The organism is Romboutsia sp. (genome assembly GCF_051659545.1).
GTDB lineage: Bacteria > Bacillota > Clostridia > Peptostreptococcales > Peptostreptococcaceae > JBOFOR01.
Genome location: NZ_JBOFOR010000156.1, coordinates 16,591 through 38,028, shown reverse-complemented (window position 1 = coordinate 38,028; position 21,438 = coordinate 16,591). Strand labels below are relative to the sequence as shown.

The window sequence follows — 21,438 nt, the reverse complement described above, 5'->3', positions numbered from 1 at the left end:
AGAAGAGAATTAGATTATCACAAGGCTTTATTAAATGGAGAGTTACCATACACAATAGGTGGAGGTATAGGTCAATCTAGAATTTGTATGTACTTCTTAAACAAAGCACATATAGGTGAAGTTCAAGTTGGAGTGTGGCCTCAAACTATGGTTGAAGAATGTAGTACGGCAGGAGTACATTTACTTTAGATAGTCCGCTCGAGGGGTGTTGTATGTAAGTTTTCCTTCCAGCAGGCTAGCTGCAAGGTCGGTGCAACTTACATACAACACCCCTCTTCGCTCTATAACTAAAATAATATGATACCGTTAAAAAATATTTTATAAAAGTGCCCCGTAGGTTATAATAGTATTAATAGACTAGGATAAAGAATATGGGGTGACATAATGGATAATACAATGAAGGTTGTAGATAAGTTATTAGATAGTTTAAAAAGAGTTTTGGGCAGATTTAGGGATGCTAAGTTTGGTTTACTTTTCTTTATAAATATATTTAAATTACCGGATTTCTTTACTGATAGAAGGGTAAATGTTATAAGTAAGTTTAGGGTGATGTTTGCTTTGGGAACTGCCATTATATACATGGTATCAGGTATAGATTTTATTCCAGAGATGATTACTGGATTGTTTGGGTTTATAGATGATATTTTTGTAATAGTGTGGAGTTTAGGTATAGTAAGTGAAGAAGTAGAAAAGTATAAGAAGCTTGTTAAAGATGATAAAGATCCCAATGTAATTGAAGATGTAGATTTTAAAATATATGATGACAAAGAGTAGCAGAGTAACTGAATTTAAGTAGAAGTAAAATAAACCTTATCATTTTGAGTGAAATGATAAGGTTTATTTTAAAAATAATATATTTATTGATGTATAAACCTTATCATATTTAATAAAATGATAAGGTTTATACATCAATGATAATATTAAATAAATATAAGAAGTAGAAATACTAAATGGAAAGAATTATACAAATTAAAATATGGATTATATAGTTTTATAAGAATAGGTATATTGATTGTAATTTATGGATAGATTTATAAAAAAGCAAGTAGCAAGGAGAAGCTATGTTAGAAAAAATAAAAGATTTAATCTTAGATTTACTAAAAAGCGTCGTTATTGCAATAATTATGTCTGTAATAATACTTCAGGTAGCTCAACCAACAAAAGTAAGTGGACAGTCGATGTATCCAACCTTGGAAAATGAAGATTCTCTAATAATAAATAAAATAGCCTACAATAATAAAATACCAAGTCGAGGAGACATAGTAGTATTTCAATCGCATCTAATAGATGAAGAAAACAACAAACCAAAACGTCTAGTAAAAAGAGTAATTGGACTACCTAAAGAACATATACAAATTAGAAATGGAGAAGTATATGTAAATGGAAAAATTTTAAATGAAGACTATATAGAGGGCGCATATACTATGGGTAAAATTGATAATGTAGTTGAAGAAAATCACATATTTGTTATGGGTGACAATAGATTTAATAGCCTTGATAGTAGAGATTCTCATGTAGGAATGGTGTCAATTGATAATATAATAGGAAAAATATCATTTAGAACCTTGCCTTTTAGTAAATTTGGGAAAATAGAATAGTAATTAAAATAAAAAGGAAGTTGTAAATTATTAAGAATTAATAAGTTTCCAGCTTCCTTATATATTTAAAATATTTTATTTAAACTATCCATTAATAACCTATTTTCTTCAGGTTTTAATATACAAACTCTGAAGAAAAATACATCCAGTCCGTCAAAAGAAACGCAATCTCTAATAATAATTTTATTAGGAATCAATTTTTCTCTAAGTTCATTTGCAGTCATATTTTTTGAAATGATTTCGCAGAGTATGAAGTTACCCTTACTTTCATAAACTTTTAAGCCTTCTAGATTTTTCAAGGCCTTAGTTAAAAAGTCTCTTTCTTTAAGCATAAGGTCAACTGTAGTATTTACAAAATCTTTATCAGAAAACATAATTTCCCCCATCATAGAAGCGAAAATATTTATATTCCATAAGTTTAAATTAGAATTTATTTTATCTTGAATATTTTCATTACTAATAAGACCATAACCTAATCTTATTCCAGGAGTAGAGAAAAATTTAGAAGTACCTCTTATAACAAATAAATTCTTATAGGTATCGACTAATGAAGTAGAAGAAAATTCATTAATATCTGTAAACTCTATGTAGGTTTCATCTATCATTACAAAAGAAGTAGTGCTCTTAAGTATTTTTTCGATTTCTAATTTATTAAAAGCAAAACCAGTAGGATTACTAGGATTACAGATTATTACTAAATCATATTTATCCTTAGATATTGTATTAATAAGTTCACCTATATTAATTTTAAAATTATTTTCTTTTTTAGCAAAATATTTGGTTATATTACAATTATTTTTAGCTAACTCTTTTTCATATTCAGAATAAGCAGGAGAAACTAGCAAAGCATGTTTAGGCACAATAGTTTCGATGAAAGAAGAAATTAACTCTGTAGCACCACTGCCTAATACTATATTTTCAGCTAAGCAGTTGCAGTAATTAGAAATAGATCTTTTTAAATTAACATAATGAGGGTCTGGATACATAGACACCATATCAAGATTATCTATAAGATATTGTTTAGCAAGATTTGAGGTACCAAAGGGATTTATATTAGAACTAAAGTCCATAAAATCTTGTTTTGAAAAACCGTATTTGCTAGATAAATCATATAAATTTGCACCGTGATTTACACTCATAATAACACACCTCCAAATATATTATATGTATATTTAAATTATAGTACAAAAAAATATATATGCCAAATTACATTAAAAGTATGTAATACGATAATAATAAGATTAATACTACGTGTTTTGGAAGAAAGTAGACATAAATACGAATTATAAAATAAATATATGTAAAAATATTCTATTACATAGAATGTTATGCTATAATGTATTAGTATAATATACGTGAAAAAGGAGAGTAACCATGTCTAAAATAGATGTAATGTTATCTGAAGAGCAAATAGCAGCTAAAGTATCTGAATTAGCTAAACAGATAGAAAAAGATTTTGCAGGAGAAGAATTATTAGTAGTAGGAATACTTAAGGGAGCTAGTGTTTTTGTTTCTGACTTAATAAGAAAAATAGATCTAGATGTAAACATAGATTTTATGAGTGTTTCAAGTTATGGAAGTGGAACTGAAAGCTCAGGTGTGGTAAAAATATTAAAGGATTTAGATGTTAATATAGAAGGCAAAAATGTATTAATAGTAGAAGATATAATAGATTCAGGATTAACTTTAAGTAACTTAGTAGCAGCACTTAATACTAGAAATCCTAAATCTTTAAAATTATGTACTTTATTAGATAAACCTCAGAGAAGAACAGCTAATATACCAGTAGATTATGTAGGATTTGTGATAGAAGATAAATTTATCGTAGGATACGGAATAGACTGGGCTGAAAAATATAGAAACTTACCTTATATAGGTATAGTATCAGAATAAAAATGTTAATAATTGACATTAAGATATGTTATTGATAAAATAAAAGTGAGATAGATTATCATCTATCTCACTTTTATTTTGTATTTTTATATTAAGGGTTACATCGAAGTAAAATCAGATAGATTCAAAAATTATTTATGGGGAGTGATTATTATGAATAAAAAATTTTATGTTTGTGCTACTTGTGGAAATTTGGTAGGAATGATTAAACACAACGGTCCTAAAATTTCTTGCTGTGGTAAAGTTATGAATGAACTTGTAGCAAATACAACTGAGGCATCAACTGAAAAGCATATTCCAACTGTAACAATAGATGGAGAAAATATTCATGTTGAAGTAGGAAGTATATTACATCCAATGGAAAATGAACATTACATAGATTGGGTTTATATCTCTACTGAAAAAGGAGCTCAAAGAAAAACTTTAGAAGTAGGAAGTAGCCCGGTAGTTGATTTTAAAATCAGCTCAGATGACAAAGTATTAGAAGTATATGCATATTGCAACCTTCATGGTTTATGGAAAGTTGAATTATAGATTATAATATAAAGAAGCTGCAGGATTTTAATTAGTGCAGCTTCTTTTTTGTTTGCAAAATAAAAAAGCATAAAATTTGCAAAATAAGTATCTAAAAACGAATAATATGTAAAAATATAATATATTTATCTATATAAATTAGGTATAATGGCATAGAAGGGACTTAACAATATATAGGAGGGTGAAGAATGGATATTGAGATAAGTATATTGCAATTTCTTCAAGGTGTAAGAAATCCAATTTTAGATATGATTTTCTTAGGGCTTACAATAAGCACAGAACTACCAGTAGTGGTGTTATTTATAGCAATTATGTATTGGTGTATAAATAAAAAATATGGTCAAAAACTATTATTCGGATTAGTTGGAAACATACTAATTAACAACGGTGTCAAAGAATTTTTTAAAGCGCCAAGACCTATAGGAGTAGAAGGATTAAAACCTATGAGAGTATCTACAGCTACAGGATATTCCTTCCCAAGTGCTCATACTCAAGTAGCTACAACTTTTTGGGTAAGTCTTATGATAATATTTAAAAAATCTTGGATATATGTATTTGGAACAATAATATTTTTGGGTGTAGGAATATCTAGACTATATTTAGGTGTCCATTGGCCAGTAGATGTATTATGTGGATGGGTTTTTGGAATAGTATTCACTTTAATATTTGCCAAAATATTTGATATAGTAGACGAAAACAAAAGTTACCATATATTAATTCTAATGTTAATACCAGCTGGAGGGTTAATATTTTTACTTAATAGTACTGAATATGTGAAAATGCTTGGATTATTTACGGGGTTTATTCTTGGGTACATAGTAGAAGATAAGTTTATACAATTTAATACGGGCAAGAATAATAAAGGGAGAATAAATTTTGGCAACAAAAATAACAATAAAAACAACTTTAAAAGAAATTTATATAGATTTATAGTAGGTATTGTAACCTTAGGATTAGTATACTTAGGTTTAAAATATATAATGCCTTCAACTGTAGTATTTACATATATAAGATACACAGTAATAGTATTCTATGCTGTAGCAGGGGCACCAGCATTATTTAAGTTATTAAAATTAAATTAAAATAAGCGTAAATTAGAGGTGACAATTTGAAAAAAGTAGTAGTAATAGGAGCAGGAGCTGCAGGTATGATGGCAGCGGCAGTTGCAGCGAATAGAGGACTAGATGTAACTTTATTAGAAAAAAATCATAGAGTCGGTAGAAAATTATTAATAACAGGAAAAGGTAGATGTAACATAACGAATGCCTGTGATATAGAAGAATTAATAGAAAATGTACCAACAAACGGTAAATTTTTATACAGTGCATTTTATAGTTTTACTAATGATGATGTTATAGATATGTTCAATAAACTTGGAGTAGAAACTAAAGTTGAAAGAGGAAAAAGAGTTTTTCCTCAAAGTGACAAGGCTCATGATGTAGTAAATGCTTTAGAAAAAATGATAAAAAAGCAAAAAGTAAAGTTAATACTTAATGCAAAAGTAGATAAAATAGTAGCTAAAGACAATAAAGTAGAAAAAGTAGTTTTAAATGATAAAAAAGAAATAAAATGTGATGCTATAATAGTTGCAACTGGAGGGCTTAGCTATCCACTAACGGGATCAACTGGAGATGGATACAAATTTGCAAAAGCTCAAGGACATAAAATAACGGACACTAAGCCGGCATTAATAGGTATAGAAGTACAAGAGAAATTTGTGAAAGAACTAGAAAAACTATCACTTAGAAATATAGGGATATCAGTTTATAATAGCAAAAACAAAAAAATATATGATGACTTTGGGGAACTTGAATTTACAAAGTATGGATTAGATGGGCCAACTATAAAATCTGCTAGTTGTAGAATGAAAGATACTACCAAAGAAAATTATAAAATAGTTGTAGATTTAAAACCAGCATTAGATGAAGAAAAATTAGATAAAAGAGTTCAAAAAGATTTTCAAAAATACACTAATAAAAAGTTTGAAAAGGCACTAGATGATTTATTACCTCAAAAACTTATACCAGTAATATTAGAATTAACACAAATAGATAAAGATACTGTAGTACATCAAATTTCTAGAGAACAAAGAAAACATTTGGTTCATCTATTAAAGAACTTAACTTTTACAGTAAAAAGATATAGACCTATAGACGAAGCTATAATAACTTCAGGTGGAATAAAAGTAAATGAGATAAATGCTAGTACAATGGAATCAAAATTAGTAGAAGGATTATTCTTTGCTGGAGAAGTGATAGATGTAGATGCTTATACAGGTGGATTTAATCTACAAATAGCATTTTCCACAGGATACTTAGCAGGATACTATTGTTAAACTTAATATAAAAGACAGAGTGCAGAAATTACCAGAATTAAAAAACTTTAAATTCATATAATACTATCAAGCAACAAAATTAATATGAAAGAAGGTAATCTACAATGTCAAACAATAATAATCCTAAAGTTGTACCAGGAGCAAAACAAGCTTTAAATCAAATGAAATTAGAAATAGCTAGTGAACTTGGTATGTCTAACTATCAACAAGTAGACAAAGGAAACCTTACTGCAAGAGAAAATGGTTATGTAGGTGGATACATGACTAAGAAATTAGTTGAAATGGCTGAGCAACAAATGGCAGGAAAACAACAACAATAATTAAATAGAGAATTGTTTATAATATCATAGTCCTATAGTTTATCTATAGGGCTATTTTTATTATAAATTTAGCAATAAAGTAATAAAATTCTTATCTATGGATAAAATAGAGAAGAAATTATTACATAAGGAGTGATGTATAAATGTCAACTATAGACTTTGAGGAAGTTAAAACTAAATTCATAAATGCGGACTTAGATGAAAAAATACGTATTTACACTACTACAGAAGGTTTATCAGTAAATGAATTTAGAGAGTTATTAAAATACTATCCAATACAATACCTATCAAAATTAGAAAAAGCATTAGGATAAATACCTATAGCACGAAACATAAAAAAAGAAGTCTTATGACTTCTTTTTTTTATGTTTCGTAATTAAATTTTATATAGGAGTTGATTTGTGTACATAATTATAAATTCTTTCATTTCCTAGAGCTATAGAATTAGTAGAGATGTAATCCATAATATTATTTACATCATCAGCATTTAAATATTCTAGAGGGATAGTTAAATCATATCCAGTAGAGCTTAACAAATTTTTAAGTTGAAGTCTTTGAGTTATGCTCGGCTTATCGGGAATCAATTTGTTTTTCTTCTTTTTGCTATTTGCTAGATTTTCATTTTGAATGTTAATTAAAGTCTCTATATAGCTTATGTAGGATAACTTAAAATCTTGTTCATTTAAAATCTCTTCGTCTAAGATACCATCAATTGAACCATTGGATAAAATATTATCAGCAAATTTATCTGCTGTTAACTTACCAGTTACAATTCCTTTTTGATATTTTCTAAGTACCTTCTTTGTATGGTTGTATATTTTACTTCGTGTTTCCAAATCTAGTTGTTCGATATGCATAAAAAACACTCCTTTATCTACATGTAGAAAACATTTTGTATATATTATAGTATTAACAAGTATAAAAAATATTATAATTGTAAAAATTAGAAATAAATGTAAATTAGGAGGAAAATCATGATAAATGGTATAATTAAGCTATTTTATTCAGAAATAGTAAAGACAAAAATGAATGGTATGTCCAGTGGAGACTATACTTTAAGAGAGGAATGCAAGGAAATAAGAAATATAACATTAAAGATAGATAGCGTATTTTTTAAATTAATAAAACTAATACTAGGTGTAATGGTACTTATATTGGCATTTAATATAAATGCTATTTTTGGAATAGGTACATTTTTAGTAGAATTAGCTTACGTAATATATAAAATAAAATTAGAAAAACAAGTACTAGAAAGTATAGACAACTTAAAAAACAATATAGAATTACCTAGTATTAATATGTTAAGTGAAAGAGGAAAATCATGTATAAATGCTTTGATAATACTTCTAGTAATAGGCTTAATTACTAAGTTTAATTGGATTATAGTAACTAGCTTTGTCCTTGTTTTTTTGTTTACTATAAAAGACATATATAGTAATATTAAATAAACTAGATAATTATGGGGGAATCAAATGAATGTAAAAAATAATACCTATAAAATGAAAAACTTAGTAGAAATATCAGCACTAGTAACTCAATCATTAGATTTCTTTAACATAAAAGACAAGATAATAGAAAAAATGCTTGAAGTAGTTCATCCAGCTAAGGCATGTGTTAATTTATTTTACAAAAATAATTATGAACATGCCTATTTAGTATGTTCGCAGACTTTAGAAACAATACCGAATATATTGCCCATAAATAATGTTAGAGGTGTAAAAATCGATTTTGGAACATATCCTAAATATATACATGAAGCAGTAAAAGAAAAAAAGATAGTATATGTAAAAAATGTTTTTGAAGATGAAAGAGCAATAGATGAAAGAGATTTAGCTGAAAAAGAAGGATATATAGGACGAATTGTATTTCCTCTAGTAATAAATAATAATGTAGTTGGATTTATGACGTGCTTTTTAACTTCAGAGGACCACTTAAATGAAGAAGACATTGATTTTATATCATCTGTTTCTTCGCTGATAAGTTTATCTATAGATATATCCTTAAAAAATAATAATACTCAAATGCTAGTTCATAAATTAAGAGGTGGAATAGCATCTATAAATGAAGCTACTCAAAAGCTATATTTAAATAAAAATATAAAAGAGTTCTTAGAGCATTTAAGTAAGCAAGCTTGCGATATAACAAACAGCAAAGAATCTATAATATTTATAAATAAACTTGAAAATAAGGTATTTAACTTTTATAGTAGTGAAGCTAAAAATCAAACTAAAATATATCCGATGATAAAAACTATATTAGCAAAAGAACCTATGGGAGCTTATTTTAATCATATTGAGGATAAAGAAATAAGGGAAATAGAAAAGTATATATACTATAAACTAAAGGATAAAGATGAAATTATAGGTTGTATAGCATGTGCAAATAGTCAAAACTATACAGAAGATGATTTGAATATAATGAGTATATTGGCAAAACAAGTTTCGGTGGCTATGCAATTATATGAATACAACGTAATGAATGTTAAGCATAAAGTCCTAGCTAATGAGCTTAACATATTAAATCAACAGCAGAAACTCATAATGGATGGAAGTAATATGGAATGGAAAAAATCTAAAGAACTAGGAGCATACCATAAGCCAGCAAGAGTAGTAGGAGGAGACTTCTACCATGCTGTAAAGGTTGATGAAGAGAACGTAGTCTATATAGTAGCTGATGTTATGGGACATGGTATAGTGTCAAACTATGTGGTTGCAATGATAAAAGGAGCATTTAAAGTTTTAGTAAATCAATACGATAAACCGAGTGAAATTATAACTAATCTAAATCAAATGCTATACGATGATTTTGATAAAATGGGTGTGTTTACTACGGGCATAGTAGGTAAAATAAATATAACTAATAATGAACTTACAATATCTAATGCAGGTCACTACAACCCAATAATAATAAATAAAAGTGGTGAAATAGACTCAAGTTTGATAAATATAAAAGGTCTGCCTGTAGGTATTATGAGAGATTCAGACTATGAAGATATTACTATTAATATAAATGAATGTCCGATGGTATTTATGTATACAGACGGTATATTAGAAGTTAAAAATAAAAATAGAGAAGAATATGGAACAAAGAGATTAGAAAACTTTATAAAAAGCAATTATCGACTTACAAAAGAATCTATAATAGAAAACTTAAAAATAGAACTAAAAGAATTTACAGAGAAAGAACAATATGAGGATGATATATTAGCTGTAATGTTAAAAAGTAAGTAGGGGGGAAGCTATAATGTATCCAAAAATTTTAATAATAAATGGAAGTGCAAGAAAAGAAAAAAACTGTTACAATATTTCCAAAGAAATAGAAAAAAACTTAGAACAAAATAACATAAGTAGTAAAGTTTTTAATATATATGATATGAATATTGAGTATTGTACAGCTTGTGGTTTTTGTGATAAAACAGGATACTGTAAATTTAAAGATGATATGGCACCTATGTATGAAATGTTTGATAAGGCTAAAGGTGTCATAGTAATAAGCCCAGTACACTTCAATTGTATCTCAGCAAAGGTTAAAACTGTAGTAGATAGAACTCAAGCGATATATGCTAGCAAGTATATATTAAATAATTCTTCAATAGATAGAAATAAAAAACGTATAGGAATGTACATTGCCGTTGGAGGAGCACCTGCTTATGAGGGACAATACTCTGGGGGTGACATAGTAATGGACTTTTTCTTTAAAAGTGTAAACAATAAATTATTATATAATATACAATTAAATAATACAGATAAAGTTAGTTTTGAAGAAAATGAAGTATTTAAAAAGACATTTACTGAGAATATACAAGAATATATAAAGGACATAAAAGAGCTTGATTAAACAGGCTCTTAAATTATATAAGGAGGGATATAGATGTTAAGATATTTAACTAGTGGAGAGTCTCATGGTCAAAGTTTAATATCAATTTTAGATGGAATTCCATCAAATATTGAATTAAACATAGATGAAATAAATCATGAGTTAAGTAAAAGACAAGGCGGCTATGGTCGTGGTGGAAGAATGAAAATTGAAAAAGATAAGGTGAACTTATTAGGTGGAGTAAGAGGAAAAGTCACGTTGGGAGGACCTATATCTATAGAAATAAAAAACAAGGACTATGGGAACTGGACTAGATATATGGCTCCGATGGAAAATGTAGACTTTGAAACTAAAAAAGTAAGCAATGTAAGGCCAGGACACGCGGATTTAGTAGGTTGCTTAAAGTACGATTTTGAAGATGCAAGAAATGTACTTGAAAGATCTAGTGCTAGAGAAACTGCAAGTAGAGTAGCAGTAGGAGCAATATGCAAACAAGTTCTTAAAAACTTTGAGATAGATTTTGCATCTCATGTTATACAAATAGGAAGTAGCAAAGATAACAACCTATATGAATTTGAATACATAAAAAATAAGGTAGAAGATAGTGAAGTTAGATGTGTAAACAAAGATTTAGAAAAAGAAATTATAAAAGAAATAGATAAAGTAAAAAAAGAAGGAGATACACTAGGTGGAATAGTTGAAATAAGAGTAAAAAATCTTATTCCAGGCTTAGGCTCTTATACTCAATTTGATAAAAAAATAGATGCAGAACTAGCAATGCACTTAATGAGTATTCAGGCTATAAAAGGAGTAGAAATAGGTATAGGATTTGAAGTAGCAAAATCTCCAGGTTCTTTAGTTATGGATGAAATTTACTACAATGAAGAAAATGGAATCAAAAGAAGTACAAACAGATTAGGTGGAATAGAAGGTGGAATGACTACAGGAGAAGAAATAATTATAAGATGTGCAATGAAGCCAATTCCAACACTATACAAACCACTCAATTCAATAGATGTAAATTCTCTAGAAAGCTATCAAGCTAGTATAGAAAGATCTGATAACTGTGCAGTTCCAGCTTGCAGTGTAGTATGTGAAAATGTAGTAGCATTTGTAGTTTGTAAATACTTCTTAGATAAAATAGGTGGAGATAATTTAGAGGACCTAAAAACTAATTATAATTCATATCTAAAAAGGTTAGGTGATAGAGGATGGAAAAGATAGTAAACAAAACTTGTAATATAGTAATAGCAAATAATTATAAAAATTTTGGAGAAGCTTTAGGTAATGTAGATATAAATAGTATGTACGATGAGGTGCTTATAATTACAGACCAAAATGTATACAGTAACCAATTACATAAGTTTACTGAAAATATAAAAGCTAAGTCTATCTATGAATACATAGTGCCAGTAGGAGAAGAATCAAAAACTATAGAAGTATACGAACAAATAATGAAGTTTTGTGTAAGAATAAATTTATCGAGAAAATCATTAATAATAGCCTTAGGTGGTGGAGTAGTTGGTGACTTAGCTGGATTTATAGCATCTACATATATGAGAGGTATAGATGTAGTACAGGTACCTACAAGTTTACTTGCCCAAGTAGATTCATCTATAGGTGGAAAATGTGGTATCAACTTAGGGAAGGTAAAGAATATTATAGGATCATTTTATCAACCAAGACTTACTTACATAAATGTAAAAGCTTTAAAAACACTTCCAGAAGAAGAATTTATAGGTGGGATGGCAGAGGTAATAAAGTATAGTCTAATCTACGATTATGATTTCTTAGACTATTTAATCGAGAACAGTGAAGATATTTTAGATAGAGAAAGTGAAAACTTATATTATATAGTAAATAAATGTGCAAATATAAAGGCAGAAGTAGTTGATAAGGATGAAAAAGAAGGTGGCCTTAGAAAAATTCTAAACTTTGGTCATACTTTTGGCCATGGAGTAGAAAAACTTTGTGGTATTAGTCATGGATGTGCAGTGAGTATAGGCATGAATATGGCATTTAAGTTATCTTTATCAAAAGGATTTGTTACTGAGGAATATTATAATAAATTTTTAATGGTTTGCGAAAAATACAATTTGCCTTTAAATTTTGTGTTATCAATAGAAGATGACTATGAAACAAAAGAAAAAGTAGAAAACAAAGTTTTAAATTTAATGAGAAGTGATAAGAAGAATAGTTTTGGAAAAATTAATTTAATTCTTCCAGTAGGTTTAGGAAAAGTAGAAGTAGTAAACAACGTAGAAGATGATGAGTTATTAAATATAATAAAGGGGTGTCAGAATGCTTAGAGGAAGTTTCGAACTTATAGGGGATAAATCGATATCTCATAGAGCCATAATGTTTTCGTCAATATCAAAAGGGCGTAACAAAATAAGTAATTTTTTAATGGGGCAAGATTGTTTAAGTACTATTTCTTGTTTTAGGAAAATGGGAGTAGATATACAAATAGATAATGGAGACGTATTTGTAAAAGGTAATGGATTATACGGGTTAAAAAAACCACAAGATATATTAGATGTAGGTAATTCAGGAACTACAATAAGACTAATAATGGGAATTTTAGCAGGTAACAATTTTGAAGCAACATTAATAGGTGATGAATCGATAGCAAAAAGACCAATGAAAAGAGTTACAAACCCTCTTCAACTTATGGGATGTAGAATAGAAGGTAATGAGGATGCAAATTACACTCCTATAAAAATTAACGGAGGAAATTTAAAGCCTATAGATTATAAAATGTCTGTTTCTTCAGCTCAAGTAAAATCAGCTTTAATATTAGCAAGTTTATATGGTAATGGAATGAGTACAATAGAAGAAAAGGTTAAAAGTAGAAATCATACAGAAATAATGCTTAAGTCTTTTGGAGCAGACATAAATGTAGATGGATTAAAAATAAATATAAATCCAGTAGATGAATTATATAGCCAAAATATATATGTTCCAGGAGATATATCTTCAGCAGCATTTATAATAGTTGGAGCACTTATAACTAAAGGGTCAGAAGTAGTAATTAAAAATGTAGGCTTAAATGAAACTAGAACTGGAATATTAGATGTAGTAAAAGCTATGAATGGATATATAGAAGTATTAAACAAAAGATTAGTTGGAGGAGAAGTGGTAGGAGACTTACTTGTAAGATACAGCCCTAACCTATATGCTACTACAATAGATAAGTCTATAATGCCAAGATTAATAGATGAAATTCCTGCAATCGCAATTCTTGCAACTCAAGCAGAAGGAACTACTACAATAAAAGATGCAAAAGAATTAAAGGTAAAAGAAAGTAATAGAATAAAAGCAGTAGTAGATAATTTAAGATTAATGGGGGCTTATATAGAAGAATTAGAAGATGGGATGGTTATAAGAGGTAAGAGCACATTAAGAGGAGCTAATATTCAAACTTTCAAAGATCATAGAATAGCAATGGCATTTTCTATTGCAGATTTAATAAGTGATGGAAATGTAAAATTAGATAATAAAGAGTGTGTAGATATATCATTCCCAGGCTACTTTGAATTGCTTAAAAATTTACAACTATAATATTGATTAAATATTTAGTTGTTATTTATAAATAAATGAGAGAAAAAGGTAGATAATAAAGTTAAAAGTTAAATAAGAATTACTAAAATAGTGTTGAAGGAGTTTTATGAATTAGGTAGAAATATACTTAAGAAAAGGTAAAATTTATAGAATCGTATAATTTTATGTATATTATTAAAATTATTTGATTTTATAACGAATATTATGTATAATTGTATCATGTATACAAAACATTAGGAGGGATTTTTTTATGAAATTACCAATAGCATTATCTAACAGACACATTCATTTAAGTCAAGCTGACATAGAGGTATTATTTGGAGCAGGACATGAGTTAACTCACTTCAAGCCATTATCTCAACCGGGACAATTTGCTTGTGATGAAAAAGTTGATTTAGTAGGACCAAAAGGAACTATAAAGGGTGTTAGAGTTTTAGGACCAGCTAGACCTAATACACAAGTTGAAATATCTTTAGCAGATGGATTTGCTTTAGGTGTAAAAGCTCCAATAAAAGAATCAGGAGATATAGCTGGAACTCCAGGAATTAAAATAGTAGGACCAGCTGGAGAAGTAGAATTAGCAGAAGGTGTTATAGTAGCATCTAGACATATACATATGAGTTTAGATGATGCAGCTAAATTTGGTGTTGCTGACAAGCAAATAGTAAAAGTAAAAACTTTTGGACCAAGAGCTGTAGTATTTGAAAATGTATTAGTAAGAGCTCACCAAAACTTCGCATTAGAAATGCACGTTGACGTTGAAGAAGGAAACGCTGCAGGTGTAAGAAATGGTGAAGAAGTAGAATTAATAGCTGAATAATTATTATAGATATAATAGTTGCTTCAAAGTGATTTTAAAATCATTTTAGAAGCAACTTTTTTGTGCTTAAATATGGTTTATCTAAATTAATATAAAAATCTAACTGTTTCAAAATAAAAAAGTTAGATTTTATTGAAACTTTTTTGATTACAATATCGTCTATATATTATAATGCAATTTAAAATTACAAATAATGTATTTTAAAACGACAAAAAATTATAGTATGATGGGGGCTGACATTATGACCAAAAGAACCAATAAAAAAAGAATTAATAAAAAGAAATTTTCTCTAGTAGTAGTATTTATGTTGTGCATAGCTGTTGGAGGTATAAAAATTGTTAATGCAACAACTTCTTATATAGAAGATAAAAGAGAAGAGAAAATAGTATTACAACAAAAAGCTGAAGCACAGAGATTAGCACAAGAAAAAAAACGTAAAGAAGAAGAAGAAGCTAAGAAAAAAATGGTAGGAGTTAACCATGAAGCAAAACAATATTCTTATGATGCTTCTAAAGTAGCAGAAAAACTTAAAAAGTATGATTACTCAAATAATGGTGAAAAAGTAGTGTTCTTAACTTTTGATGATGGTTCATCTACTAGAGTAACGCCTAAAATATTAGATGTATTAAAAGAGAATGACGTAAAAGCAACATTCTTTGTAATGGGTGAAAATATAAAAAATGGAGGAGAAAAGTCAAAAGAACTTGTCAAAAGAGCTTTTGATGAAGGAAATGCAATAGCAAATCATTCCTACTCTCATGATTATAAATATTTATATCCAAACAGAACTTTAAATATTGAAAACTTCACAAGTGATTCAAAAAAAATGGATGAATTATTAAAAGAAATTTTAGGGCCATATTTTTCTACAAGAGTATTAAGATGTCCGGGCGGTCATATGTCATGGAAGGGAATGGACGTGCTAGATAATTATATGAGTGAAAATAATATGGCATCTATTGACTGGAATGCCTTAATTGCAGATGCAGAAGGCAAAAAGAAAACGGCAAGTGAATTAGTTCAGTATGCTATAAAAACTTCGAAAGATAAAGAAATGGTAGTTTTATTAATGCACGACACTTATGGAAAAGAAGAAACAGCTAAAGCTTTACCTCAAATAATACAATATTATAAAGATAATGGATACGCTTTTAAAACATTAGTATAGTATGCTATATACTTAAATGAAAAAAGATTGCTTAAAATAATTTTAAGCAATCTTTTTTCATTACCTATTATTCAGCACTAGCTTTACTAGTGGATTCGCTATATTCTACTCCATAATTATACATTTGCTCTAATAATGGAATCATTTTCCCCCCCATTTCAGTTAAACTATATTCTACCTTAGGTGGAATAACAGGGAAAATTTCTCTACTAACTAGTGCGTCTTCTTCTAAACTTCTAAGTTGATTGGTAAGCATTTTTTGAGTTACATCAGGTAGTTTTCTTTTAATTTCACTAAACCTAAGACTGCCACTGCTTAAATACCATAGTATTAAGATTTTCCATTTACCAGAAACTAATTTATGAAATAAAGTCATTGGACATGTTTCATATTTTGAACAACTATGACTCATATGACATTTATGATGAGAAGTAATTAGTTTATCCATATAGACACCTCACGTTCAGATTCCTGTGGCTAAGCATAATTAATATATATTAATACTTATAAAAATTTACTTAAATATATATATATATAATTAGTTCAGCTTTTTTTACTATTATATCATAAATATAAACAATGAAAGTATCTTATATATGAAAATAGTACAGTATCCTAGAGTATACTAACTATAAAAAAAGTGCCTACATATAAATAAAGTGCCTACTTGCTTAAGAAAACCTTTAGATATATCATTAATATGTAAGAAAAAATAAATAATAGCTACCCACAATGACAAAGTAATAAAATTATAAAAGTATGAATTTTAACCATTCTACAGGAAAAAATAAGTTTATATAGTTTTCATAATATGTTAACATTTATATGAAATAATATACAAACTAATGTAGAAAAAGGAGAAAATTAAAATGAAAAATAAAATAGCTAATATGATAGACCATACAGTACTAAAAGCAATAGCTACGAGAGAAGAAGTTATTAAAATATGTAACGAAGCAAAAGAATATGAATTCTTTTCAGTATGTATAAACCCAACTCACGTAGAACTGGTTAAACAGGAATTAGAAGGCAGTAATGTAAAAGTTTGTACAGTTATAGGATTCCCTCTAGGAGCGAATACTCCAGAAGTGAAAGCTTTTGAGACTAGAGATGCAATATCTAAAGGTGCAGACGAAGTAGATATGGTAATAAACATAGGAGCACTAAAAGACAAAAACTACGATTTAGTAGAAAGAGATATAAAAGCAGTAGTTGATGCAGCAGATAAAAAAGCTTTAGTAAAAGTTATTATCGAAACTTGTTACTTAACTGACGAAGAAAAGAAAATAGCATGTGAACTAGCTGTTAAAGCGGGCACTGACTATGTTAAAACTTCTACGGGATTTGGGACAGGTGGATCTACTCCGAGTGATATAAAACTTATGAGAGAAACTGTTGGAGAAAGTATAGGAGTTAAAGCTTCTGGTGGAGTTAGAAATGACAAAGATGCAGTAGCAGTAATAGATGCGGGAGCGACTAGAATAGGAGCAAGTGCATCTATAGCCATAGTAAGTGGGGATGATGCAGCTACAGGTGGTTATTAATAAAAATTAACTTTAATGATTTAACTTATAAAATTGTGGGTATATAAATGAATATATAATAAAGCATTAACAATATAAACTAGTTTTCTTATATGACTTAATTAAGTGATTTATGTCAAAAAATAGAAAAAAAAGAAGGAGTTTATATTGCAAGTAAAGAATCTTATTATAGAGTTATGATAAGGTTAAGGGGGTCTTTGTATTTTTGTGTACATTGTATCTAAAGTACGGAACCACTAATCATTTAACAATAAAAGTACATAGAAGTAATTTATGAGGAGGATACACTTATGGCTAAAATTATGAAAACAGTTGATGGAAATACAGCTGCAGCTCACGTTGCGTATTCATTTACAGACGTAGCAGCTATATATCCAATAACACCATCATCTAACATGGCTGAGGCAGTTGATGAATGGGCAGCTCAAGGAAGAAAAAATATCTTTGGGCAAAAAGTTAAAGTTGTAGAAATGCAATCAGAAGCAGGAGCTGCTGGAGCATTCCATGGTTCATTACAAGGTGGAGCATTAACTTCAACATTTACAGCATCACAAGGTTTATTATTAATGATACCAAACATGTATAAGGTTGCAGGAGAATTACTTCCAGGAGTATTCCACGTAAGTGCTCGTGCTCTTGCATCTCAAGCATTATCAATATTCGGAGATCATCAAGATGTTATGAGTGCTCGTCAAACAGGATGTGTATTATTAGCTTCTGGTTCAGTTCAAGAAGTTGCTGATATAGCACCAGTTGCTCACTTAGCAGCAATCGAAGGTAAATTACCTTTTATACATTTCTTTGATGGATTTAGAACATCTCATGAAATACAAAAAGTTGAATTATTAGAAAATGAAGATTATGCAAAATTATTAAATATGGAAGCTGTTCAAGCGTTTAGAGATAATGCTTTATCTCCAAATCACCCGGTTACTCGTGGTACAGCTCAAAATCCAGATATATATTTCCAAACTAGAGAAGCTTCTAACAAATACTACAATGATATAGTAGGAATAGTTGAGAAGTACATGGCTCAAATGAGTGAATTAACTGGAAGACGTCATAGCTTATTTGATTACTATGGAGCAGAAAATGCTAAAAACATAGTTATAGCTATGGGATCTGTTACAGAAGTAATAGAAGAAACTATAGATCATGTAAATGCTAATGGTGGAAGTTTTGGTTTAGTAAAAGTTCACTTATACAGACCATTCTCAACAAAGCATTTATTAGAAGCAATACCAGCTTCAGCAAAGAGAATATGTGTACTTGATAGAACTAAGGAGCCAGGTTCTATTGGTGAACCGTTATACTTAGATGTTCGTAGTGCATATTTTGAAGAAGAAAGTGCTCCAATGATAATAGGTGGAAGATACGGATTAGGTTCTAAGGATGTTACTCCTTCAGATATAATGACTGTATTTGAAAACTTAAGTAGTGAAGCTCCAAGAAATGGATTTACATTAGGTATAGTAGATGACGTTACTAATACATCATTAACTCCTGCTGCTCCTCTAAAAATAGCTGACAAAGGAACTGTAAGATGTAAGTTCTGGGGATTAGGATCTGACGGTACTGTTGGAGCTAACAAACAAGCTATAAAAATAATAGGAGACCATACAGAAAAATATGCTCAAGCTTACTTTGCATATGATTCTAAAAAATCTGGTGGTATAACAATATCTCACTTAAGATTTGGAGATAAGCCAATAAGAGCTACATACTTAATAGATGAAGCGGATTATATAGCTTGTCACAACCAATCATATGTACACCAATATGATTTATTAAAAGGTCTTAAAAAAGGCGGAACATTTGTATTAAATACAATATGGAATGAAGCTGAATTAGAAGCACACTTACCAGCTAAGATGAAAAAATATATAGCTGAAAATGAAATCAAGTTCTACACTGTAAATGCTACTAAGATAGCAGAGGAAATAGGACTTGGAAATAGAATAAACATGATAATGCAATCTGCATTCTTCAAATTAGCTGAAATAATATCAGAAGAAGATGCTGTAGGATACTTAAAAGATTCTATAGTTAAAGCTTATGGTAATAAAGGTGAAAAGATAGTTAACATGAACTACGAAGCAGTTGAAGCAGGAAGAAATGCTTCAGTAAAAGTTACTGTTCCAGCTGAATGGTCTAGTGCAGAAGCTTTAGAAGCAGCTGTAGATTCTGATGAACCAGATTTCATCAAAAATATATTAAGACCAATGAACGCACAAGAAGGAGATTCTCTTCCAGTAAGTGCATTCAATGGAATAGAAGATGGTACATTCCCTGCAGGAACATCTGCATATGAAAAACGTGGTATAGCAGTAAACGTTCCAGAGTGGAAAGTTGAAAACTGTATACAATGTAATCAATGTTCATATGTATGTCCTCATGCATGTATAAGACCAGTATTAGTAAGTGAAGAAGAAGTACAAAATGCTCCTGAAAACTTCAAAACTAAGAAGGCTATAGGTAAAGGATTTGAAGATTTACAATATAGAATACAAGTAAGTCCAATGGACTGTACAGGATGTGGAAACTGTGCTGATGTATGTCCAGCTAAGAACAAAGCATTAGTTATGGAACCAATAGGAACTCAAGAAGTAGAAATAGAAAACTGGGCATATGCAGTTGATACTACTAAAGTAGCTCCTAAGAAAGACATAATGGCTGTAAACACTGTTAAAGGAAGTCAGTTCAGACAACCATTAATGGAATTCTCAGGTGCTTGTGCTGGATGTGGAGAAACTCCATACATCAAGTTAGTAACTCAATTATTTGGAGACAGAATGATGATATCAAATGCTACAGGATGTTCTTCAATATGGGGAGGATCAGCTCCAGCTACTCCATACACAATAAACCATGAAGGAAAAGGTCCATCTTGGGCAAACTCATTATTCGAGGATAATGCAGAGTATGGATATGGAATGATGTTAGCTGTTAACCAAATGAGAGATAAATTAGCTGAGAATATGGAAACTCTATTAGCTATGGATATATGTGATGCATCTAGAGAAGCATTCACTGCATGGTTAGAGGCTAAGGAAGATGGTGAAGCATCTAAAATTGCTTCTGCGAAAGTAGAAGAAATATTAGCTAATGCTCACATGATACCAGATGCACAAATCAAGAAATTAGTTGATGAAATAATAGCTAGAAAAGATTACCTAGTTAAGAGATCTCAATGGATACTTGGAGGAGATGGATGGGCTTATGACATCGGATACGGTGGATTAGATCACGTTCTTGCAAGTGGAGAAAATGTAAATGTACTTGTATTTGATACAGAAATCTACTCAAATACAGGAGGTCAAGCTTCTAAATCAACACCAGTATCTGCAATGGCTAAGTTCGCTGCAGCTGGTAAGAGATCTAAGAAGAAAGACTTAGGTATGATGGCAATAAGCTACGGAAACGTATATGTTGCTCAAGTAGGTATGGGTGCAGATAAGAACCAATTAATGAAGGCTGTATTAGAAGCTGAAAGCTACGATGGACCATCATTAATAATAGCTTACTCTCCATGTATATCTCATGGTTTAAAAGAAGGTATGGGAAGAGCTCAAGCTAACATAGAGCAAGCTGTTAAAGCTGGATACTGGCATTTATACAGATACAACCCAACTGTAAAAGCTGAAGGTAAAAACCCATTCACTTTAGATTCTAAGGAACCAACAGAAAGCTTCAGAGAATTCTTACTGAAACAAGTAAGATACTCTGCAATAGCTAAGCAATTCCCAGACATAGCTGATGAATTATTTGGTATGGCTGAAGATAATGCTAATGAAAGATATCACAACTATAAGAGATTAGCTGAGCAATTCTAATCCTAAAATAGTATAA

The 21,438-nt window shown here is 29.5% G+C and carries 21 protein-coding genes and 1 pseudogene; 19 read left to right on the top strand and 3 right to left on the bottom strand.

From position 1 onward, the window contains the following. The 3 genes and pseudogenes from ACRC03_RS08805 to lepB all read left to right on the top strand — a co-directional run. Window positions 1-189: pseudogene (locus ACRC03_RS08805) on the top strand (aspartate--ammonia ligase); the annotation flags it as partial. A gap of 195 nt (window positions 190-384) precedes the next feature. Continuing rightward, window positions 385-774 carry a YkvA family protein gene (locus ACRC03_RS08800; protein WP_438652194.1) on the top strand — a complete coding sequence of 130 codons (390 nt, stop codon included), beginning with the start codon at window positions 385-387 and terminating at the stop codon, window positions 772-774. Between the two features lie 287 nt (window positions 775-1,061). After that, window positions 1,062-1,598 carry a signal peptidase I gene (lepB, locus tag ACRC03_RS08795; protein WP_438652193.1) on the top strand — a complete coding sequence of 179 codons (537 nt, stop codon included), beginning with the start codon at window positions 1,062-1,064 and terminating at the stop codon, window positions 1,596-1,598. 65 nt (window positions 1,599-1,663) lie between these two features. On the opposite strand, the gene ACRC03_RS08790 is transcribed toward lepB, so the two are convergent. Continuing rightward, the gene (locus tag ACRC03_RS08790; protein WP_438652192.1) at window positions 1,664-2,737 is read right to left on the bottom strand and encodes a pyridoxal phosphate-dependent aminotransferase; all 1,074 of its coding nucleotides are present in this window, start codon (window positions 2,735-2,737) and stop codon (window positions 1,664-1,666) included. A gap of 235 nt (window positions 2,738-2,972) precedes the next feature. Between ACRC03_RS08790 and hpt the strand changes: the two genes are divergently transcribed. The 6 genes from hpt (at window position 2,973) to ACRC03_RS08760 (ending at window position 6,994) form a co-directional block, all read left to right on the top strand. Next, the gene (hpt, locus tag ACRC03_RS08785; protein ID WP_438652191.1) at window positions 2,973-3,491 is read left to right on the top strand and encodes a hypoxanthine phosphoribosyltransferase; all 519 of its coding nucleotides are present in this window, start codon (window positions 2,973-2,975) and stop codon (window positions 3,489-3,491) included. A gap of 153 nt (window positions 3,492-3,644) precedes the next feature. Beyond that, window positions 3,645-4,025 carry a desulfoferrodoxin family protein gene (locus tag ACRC03_RS08780; RefSeq protein ID WP_438652190.1) on the top strand — a complete coding sequence of 127 codons (381 nt, stop codon included), beginning with the start codon at window positions 3,645-3,647 and terminating at the stop codon, window positions 4,023-4,025. A gap of 188 nt (window positions 4,026-4,213) precedes the next feature. Further along, the gene (locus ACRC03_RS08775) at window positions 4,214-5,107 is read left to right on the top strand and encodes a phosphatase PAP2 family protein (RefSeq protein WP_438652189.1); all 894 of its coding nucleotides are present in this window, start codon (window positions 4,214-4,216) and stop codon (window positions 5,105-5,107) included. Window positions 5,108-5,133: 26 nt separating this feature from the next. Continuing rightward, a complete protein-coding gene (locus ACRC03_RS08770) occupies window positions 5,134-6,360 on the top strand; it encodes an NAD(P)/FAD-dependent oxidoreductase (protein WP_438652188.1) in 1,227 nt (408 codons plus the stop codon). Window positions 6,361-6,464: 104 nt separating this feature from the next. After that, window positions 6,465-6,680, top strand: a complete 216-nt coding sequence (locus ACRC03_RS08765; protein WP_438652187.1) for a small, acid-soluble spore protein, alpha/beta type — start codon at window positions 6,465-6,467, stop codon at window positions 6,678-6,680. Between the two features lie 143 nt (window positions 6,681-6,823). After that, entirely contained in the window at window positions 6,824-6,994 is a 171-nt protein-coding gene (locus ACRC03_RS08760; RefSeq protein ID WP_438652186.1) for a hypothetical protein, read from the top strand. Between the two features lie 69 nt (window positions 6,995-7,063). On the opposite strand, the gene ACRC03_RS08755 is transcribed toward ACRC03_RS08760, so the two are convergent. After that, a complete protein-coding gene (locus ACRC03_RS08755) occupies window positions 7,064-7,537 on the bottom strand; it encodes a hypothetical protein (RefSeq protein WP_438652185.1) in 474 nt (157 codons plus the stop codon). Between the two features lie 117 nt (window positions 7,538-7,654). On the opposite strand from ACRC03_RS08755, the gene ACRC03_RS08750 reads away from it, so the two are divergent. From ACRC03_RS08750 to ACRC03_RS08715, 8 genes are all read left to right on the top strand, one after another. Next, entirely contained in the window at window positions 7,655-8,128 is a 474-nt protein-coding gene (locus ACRC03_RS08750) for a hypothetical protein (RefSeq protein ID WP_438652184.1), read from the top strand. Between the two features lie 24 nt (window positions 8,129-8,152). Then, on the top strand, window positions 8,153-9,910 hold the full coding sequence (locus tag ACRC03_RS08745; protein WP_438652183.1) for a SpoIIE family protein phosphatase: 1,758 nt from the start codon (window positions 8,153-8,155) through the stop codon (window positions 9,908-9,910). Between the two features lie 13 nt (window positions 9,911-9,923). After that, a complete protein-coding gene (locus ACRC03_RS08740; protein WP_438652182.1) occupies window positions 9,924-10,517 on the top strand; it encodes a flavodoxin family protein in 594 nt (197 codons plus the stop codon). A 33-nt stretch (window positions 10,518-10,550) separates the two neighbouring features. Continuing rightward, window positions 10,551-11,720, top strand: coding sequence for a chorismate synthase (gene aroC / locus ACRC03_RS08735; RefSeq protein ID WP_438652181.1), 1,170 nt, complete (start codon window positions 10,551-10,553; stop codon window positions 11,718-11,720). Then, window positions 11,708-12,805, top strand: coding sequence for a 3-dehydroquinate synthase (gene aroB / locus ACRC03_RS08730; protein WP_438652180.1), 1,098 nt, complete (start codon window positions 11,708-11,710; stop codon window positions 12,803-12,805). Before aroC ends, aroB begins: the two co-directional genes overlap by 13 nt. After that, window positions 12,798-14,057, top strand: a complete 1,260-nt coding sequence (gene aroA / locus ACRC03_RS08725; RefSeq protein WP_438652179.1) for a 3-phosphoshikimate 1-carboxyvinyltransferase — start codon at window positions 12,798-12,800, stop codon at window positions 14,055-14,057. Before aroB ends, aroA begins: the two co-directional genes overlap by 8 nt. 250 nt (window positions 14,058-14,307) lie before the next feature. Further along, window positions 14,308-14,877 carry a phosphate propanoyltransferase gene (gene pduL / locus ACRC03_RS08720; RefSeq protein ID WP_438652178.1) on the top strand — a complete coding sequence of 190 codons (570 nt, stop codon included), beginning with the start codon at window positions 14,308-14,310 and terminating at the stop codon, window positions 14,875-14,877. A 241-nt stretch (window positions 14,878-15,118) separates the two neighbouring features. After that, complete coding sequence (locus ACRC03_RS08715) at window positions 15,119-16,045, top strand: polysaccharide deacetylase family protein (RefSeq protein ID WP_438652177.1); 927 nt, start codon at window positions 15,119-15,121, stop codon at window positions 16,043-16,045. Between the two features lie 67 nt (window positions 16,046-16,112). Here ACRC03_RS08715 and ACRC03_RS08710 read toward each other — a convergent pair whose 3' ends face one another. Then, a complete protein-coding gene (locus ACRC03_RS08710; protein WP_438652176.1) occupies window positions 16,113-16,493 on the bottom strand; it encodes a winged helix-turn-helix transcriptional regulator in 381 nt (126 codons plus the stop codon). A 421-nt stretch (window positions 16,494-16,914) separates the two neighbouring features. On the opposite strand from ACRC03_RS08710, the gene deoC reads away from it, so the two are divergent. Together deoC and nifJ are read left to right on the top strand one after the other, a co-directional pair. Beyond that, complete coding sequence (deoC, locus tag ACRC03_RS08705; RefSeq protein WP_438652175.1) at window positions 16,915-17,589, top strand: deoxyribose-phosphate aldolase; 675 nt, start codon at window positions 16,915-16,917, stop codon at window positions 17,587-17,589. 290 nt (window positions 17,590-17,879) lie between these two features. Then, window positions 17,880-21,422 carry a pyruvate:ferredoxin (flavodoxin) oxidoreductase gene (gene nifJ / locus ACRC03_RS08700; RefSeq protein WP_438652174.1) on the top strand — a complete coding sequence of 1,181 codons (3,543 nt, stop codon included), beginning with the start codon at window positions 17,880-17,882 and terminating at the stop codon, window positions 21,420-21,422. The last annotated feature ends 16 nt before the right edge of the window (window positions 21,423-21,438 follow it).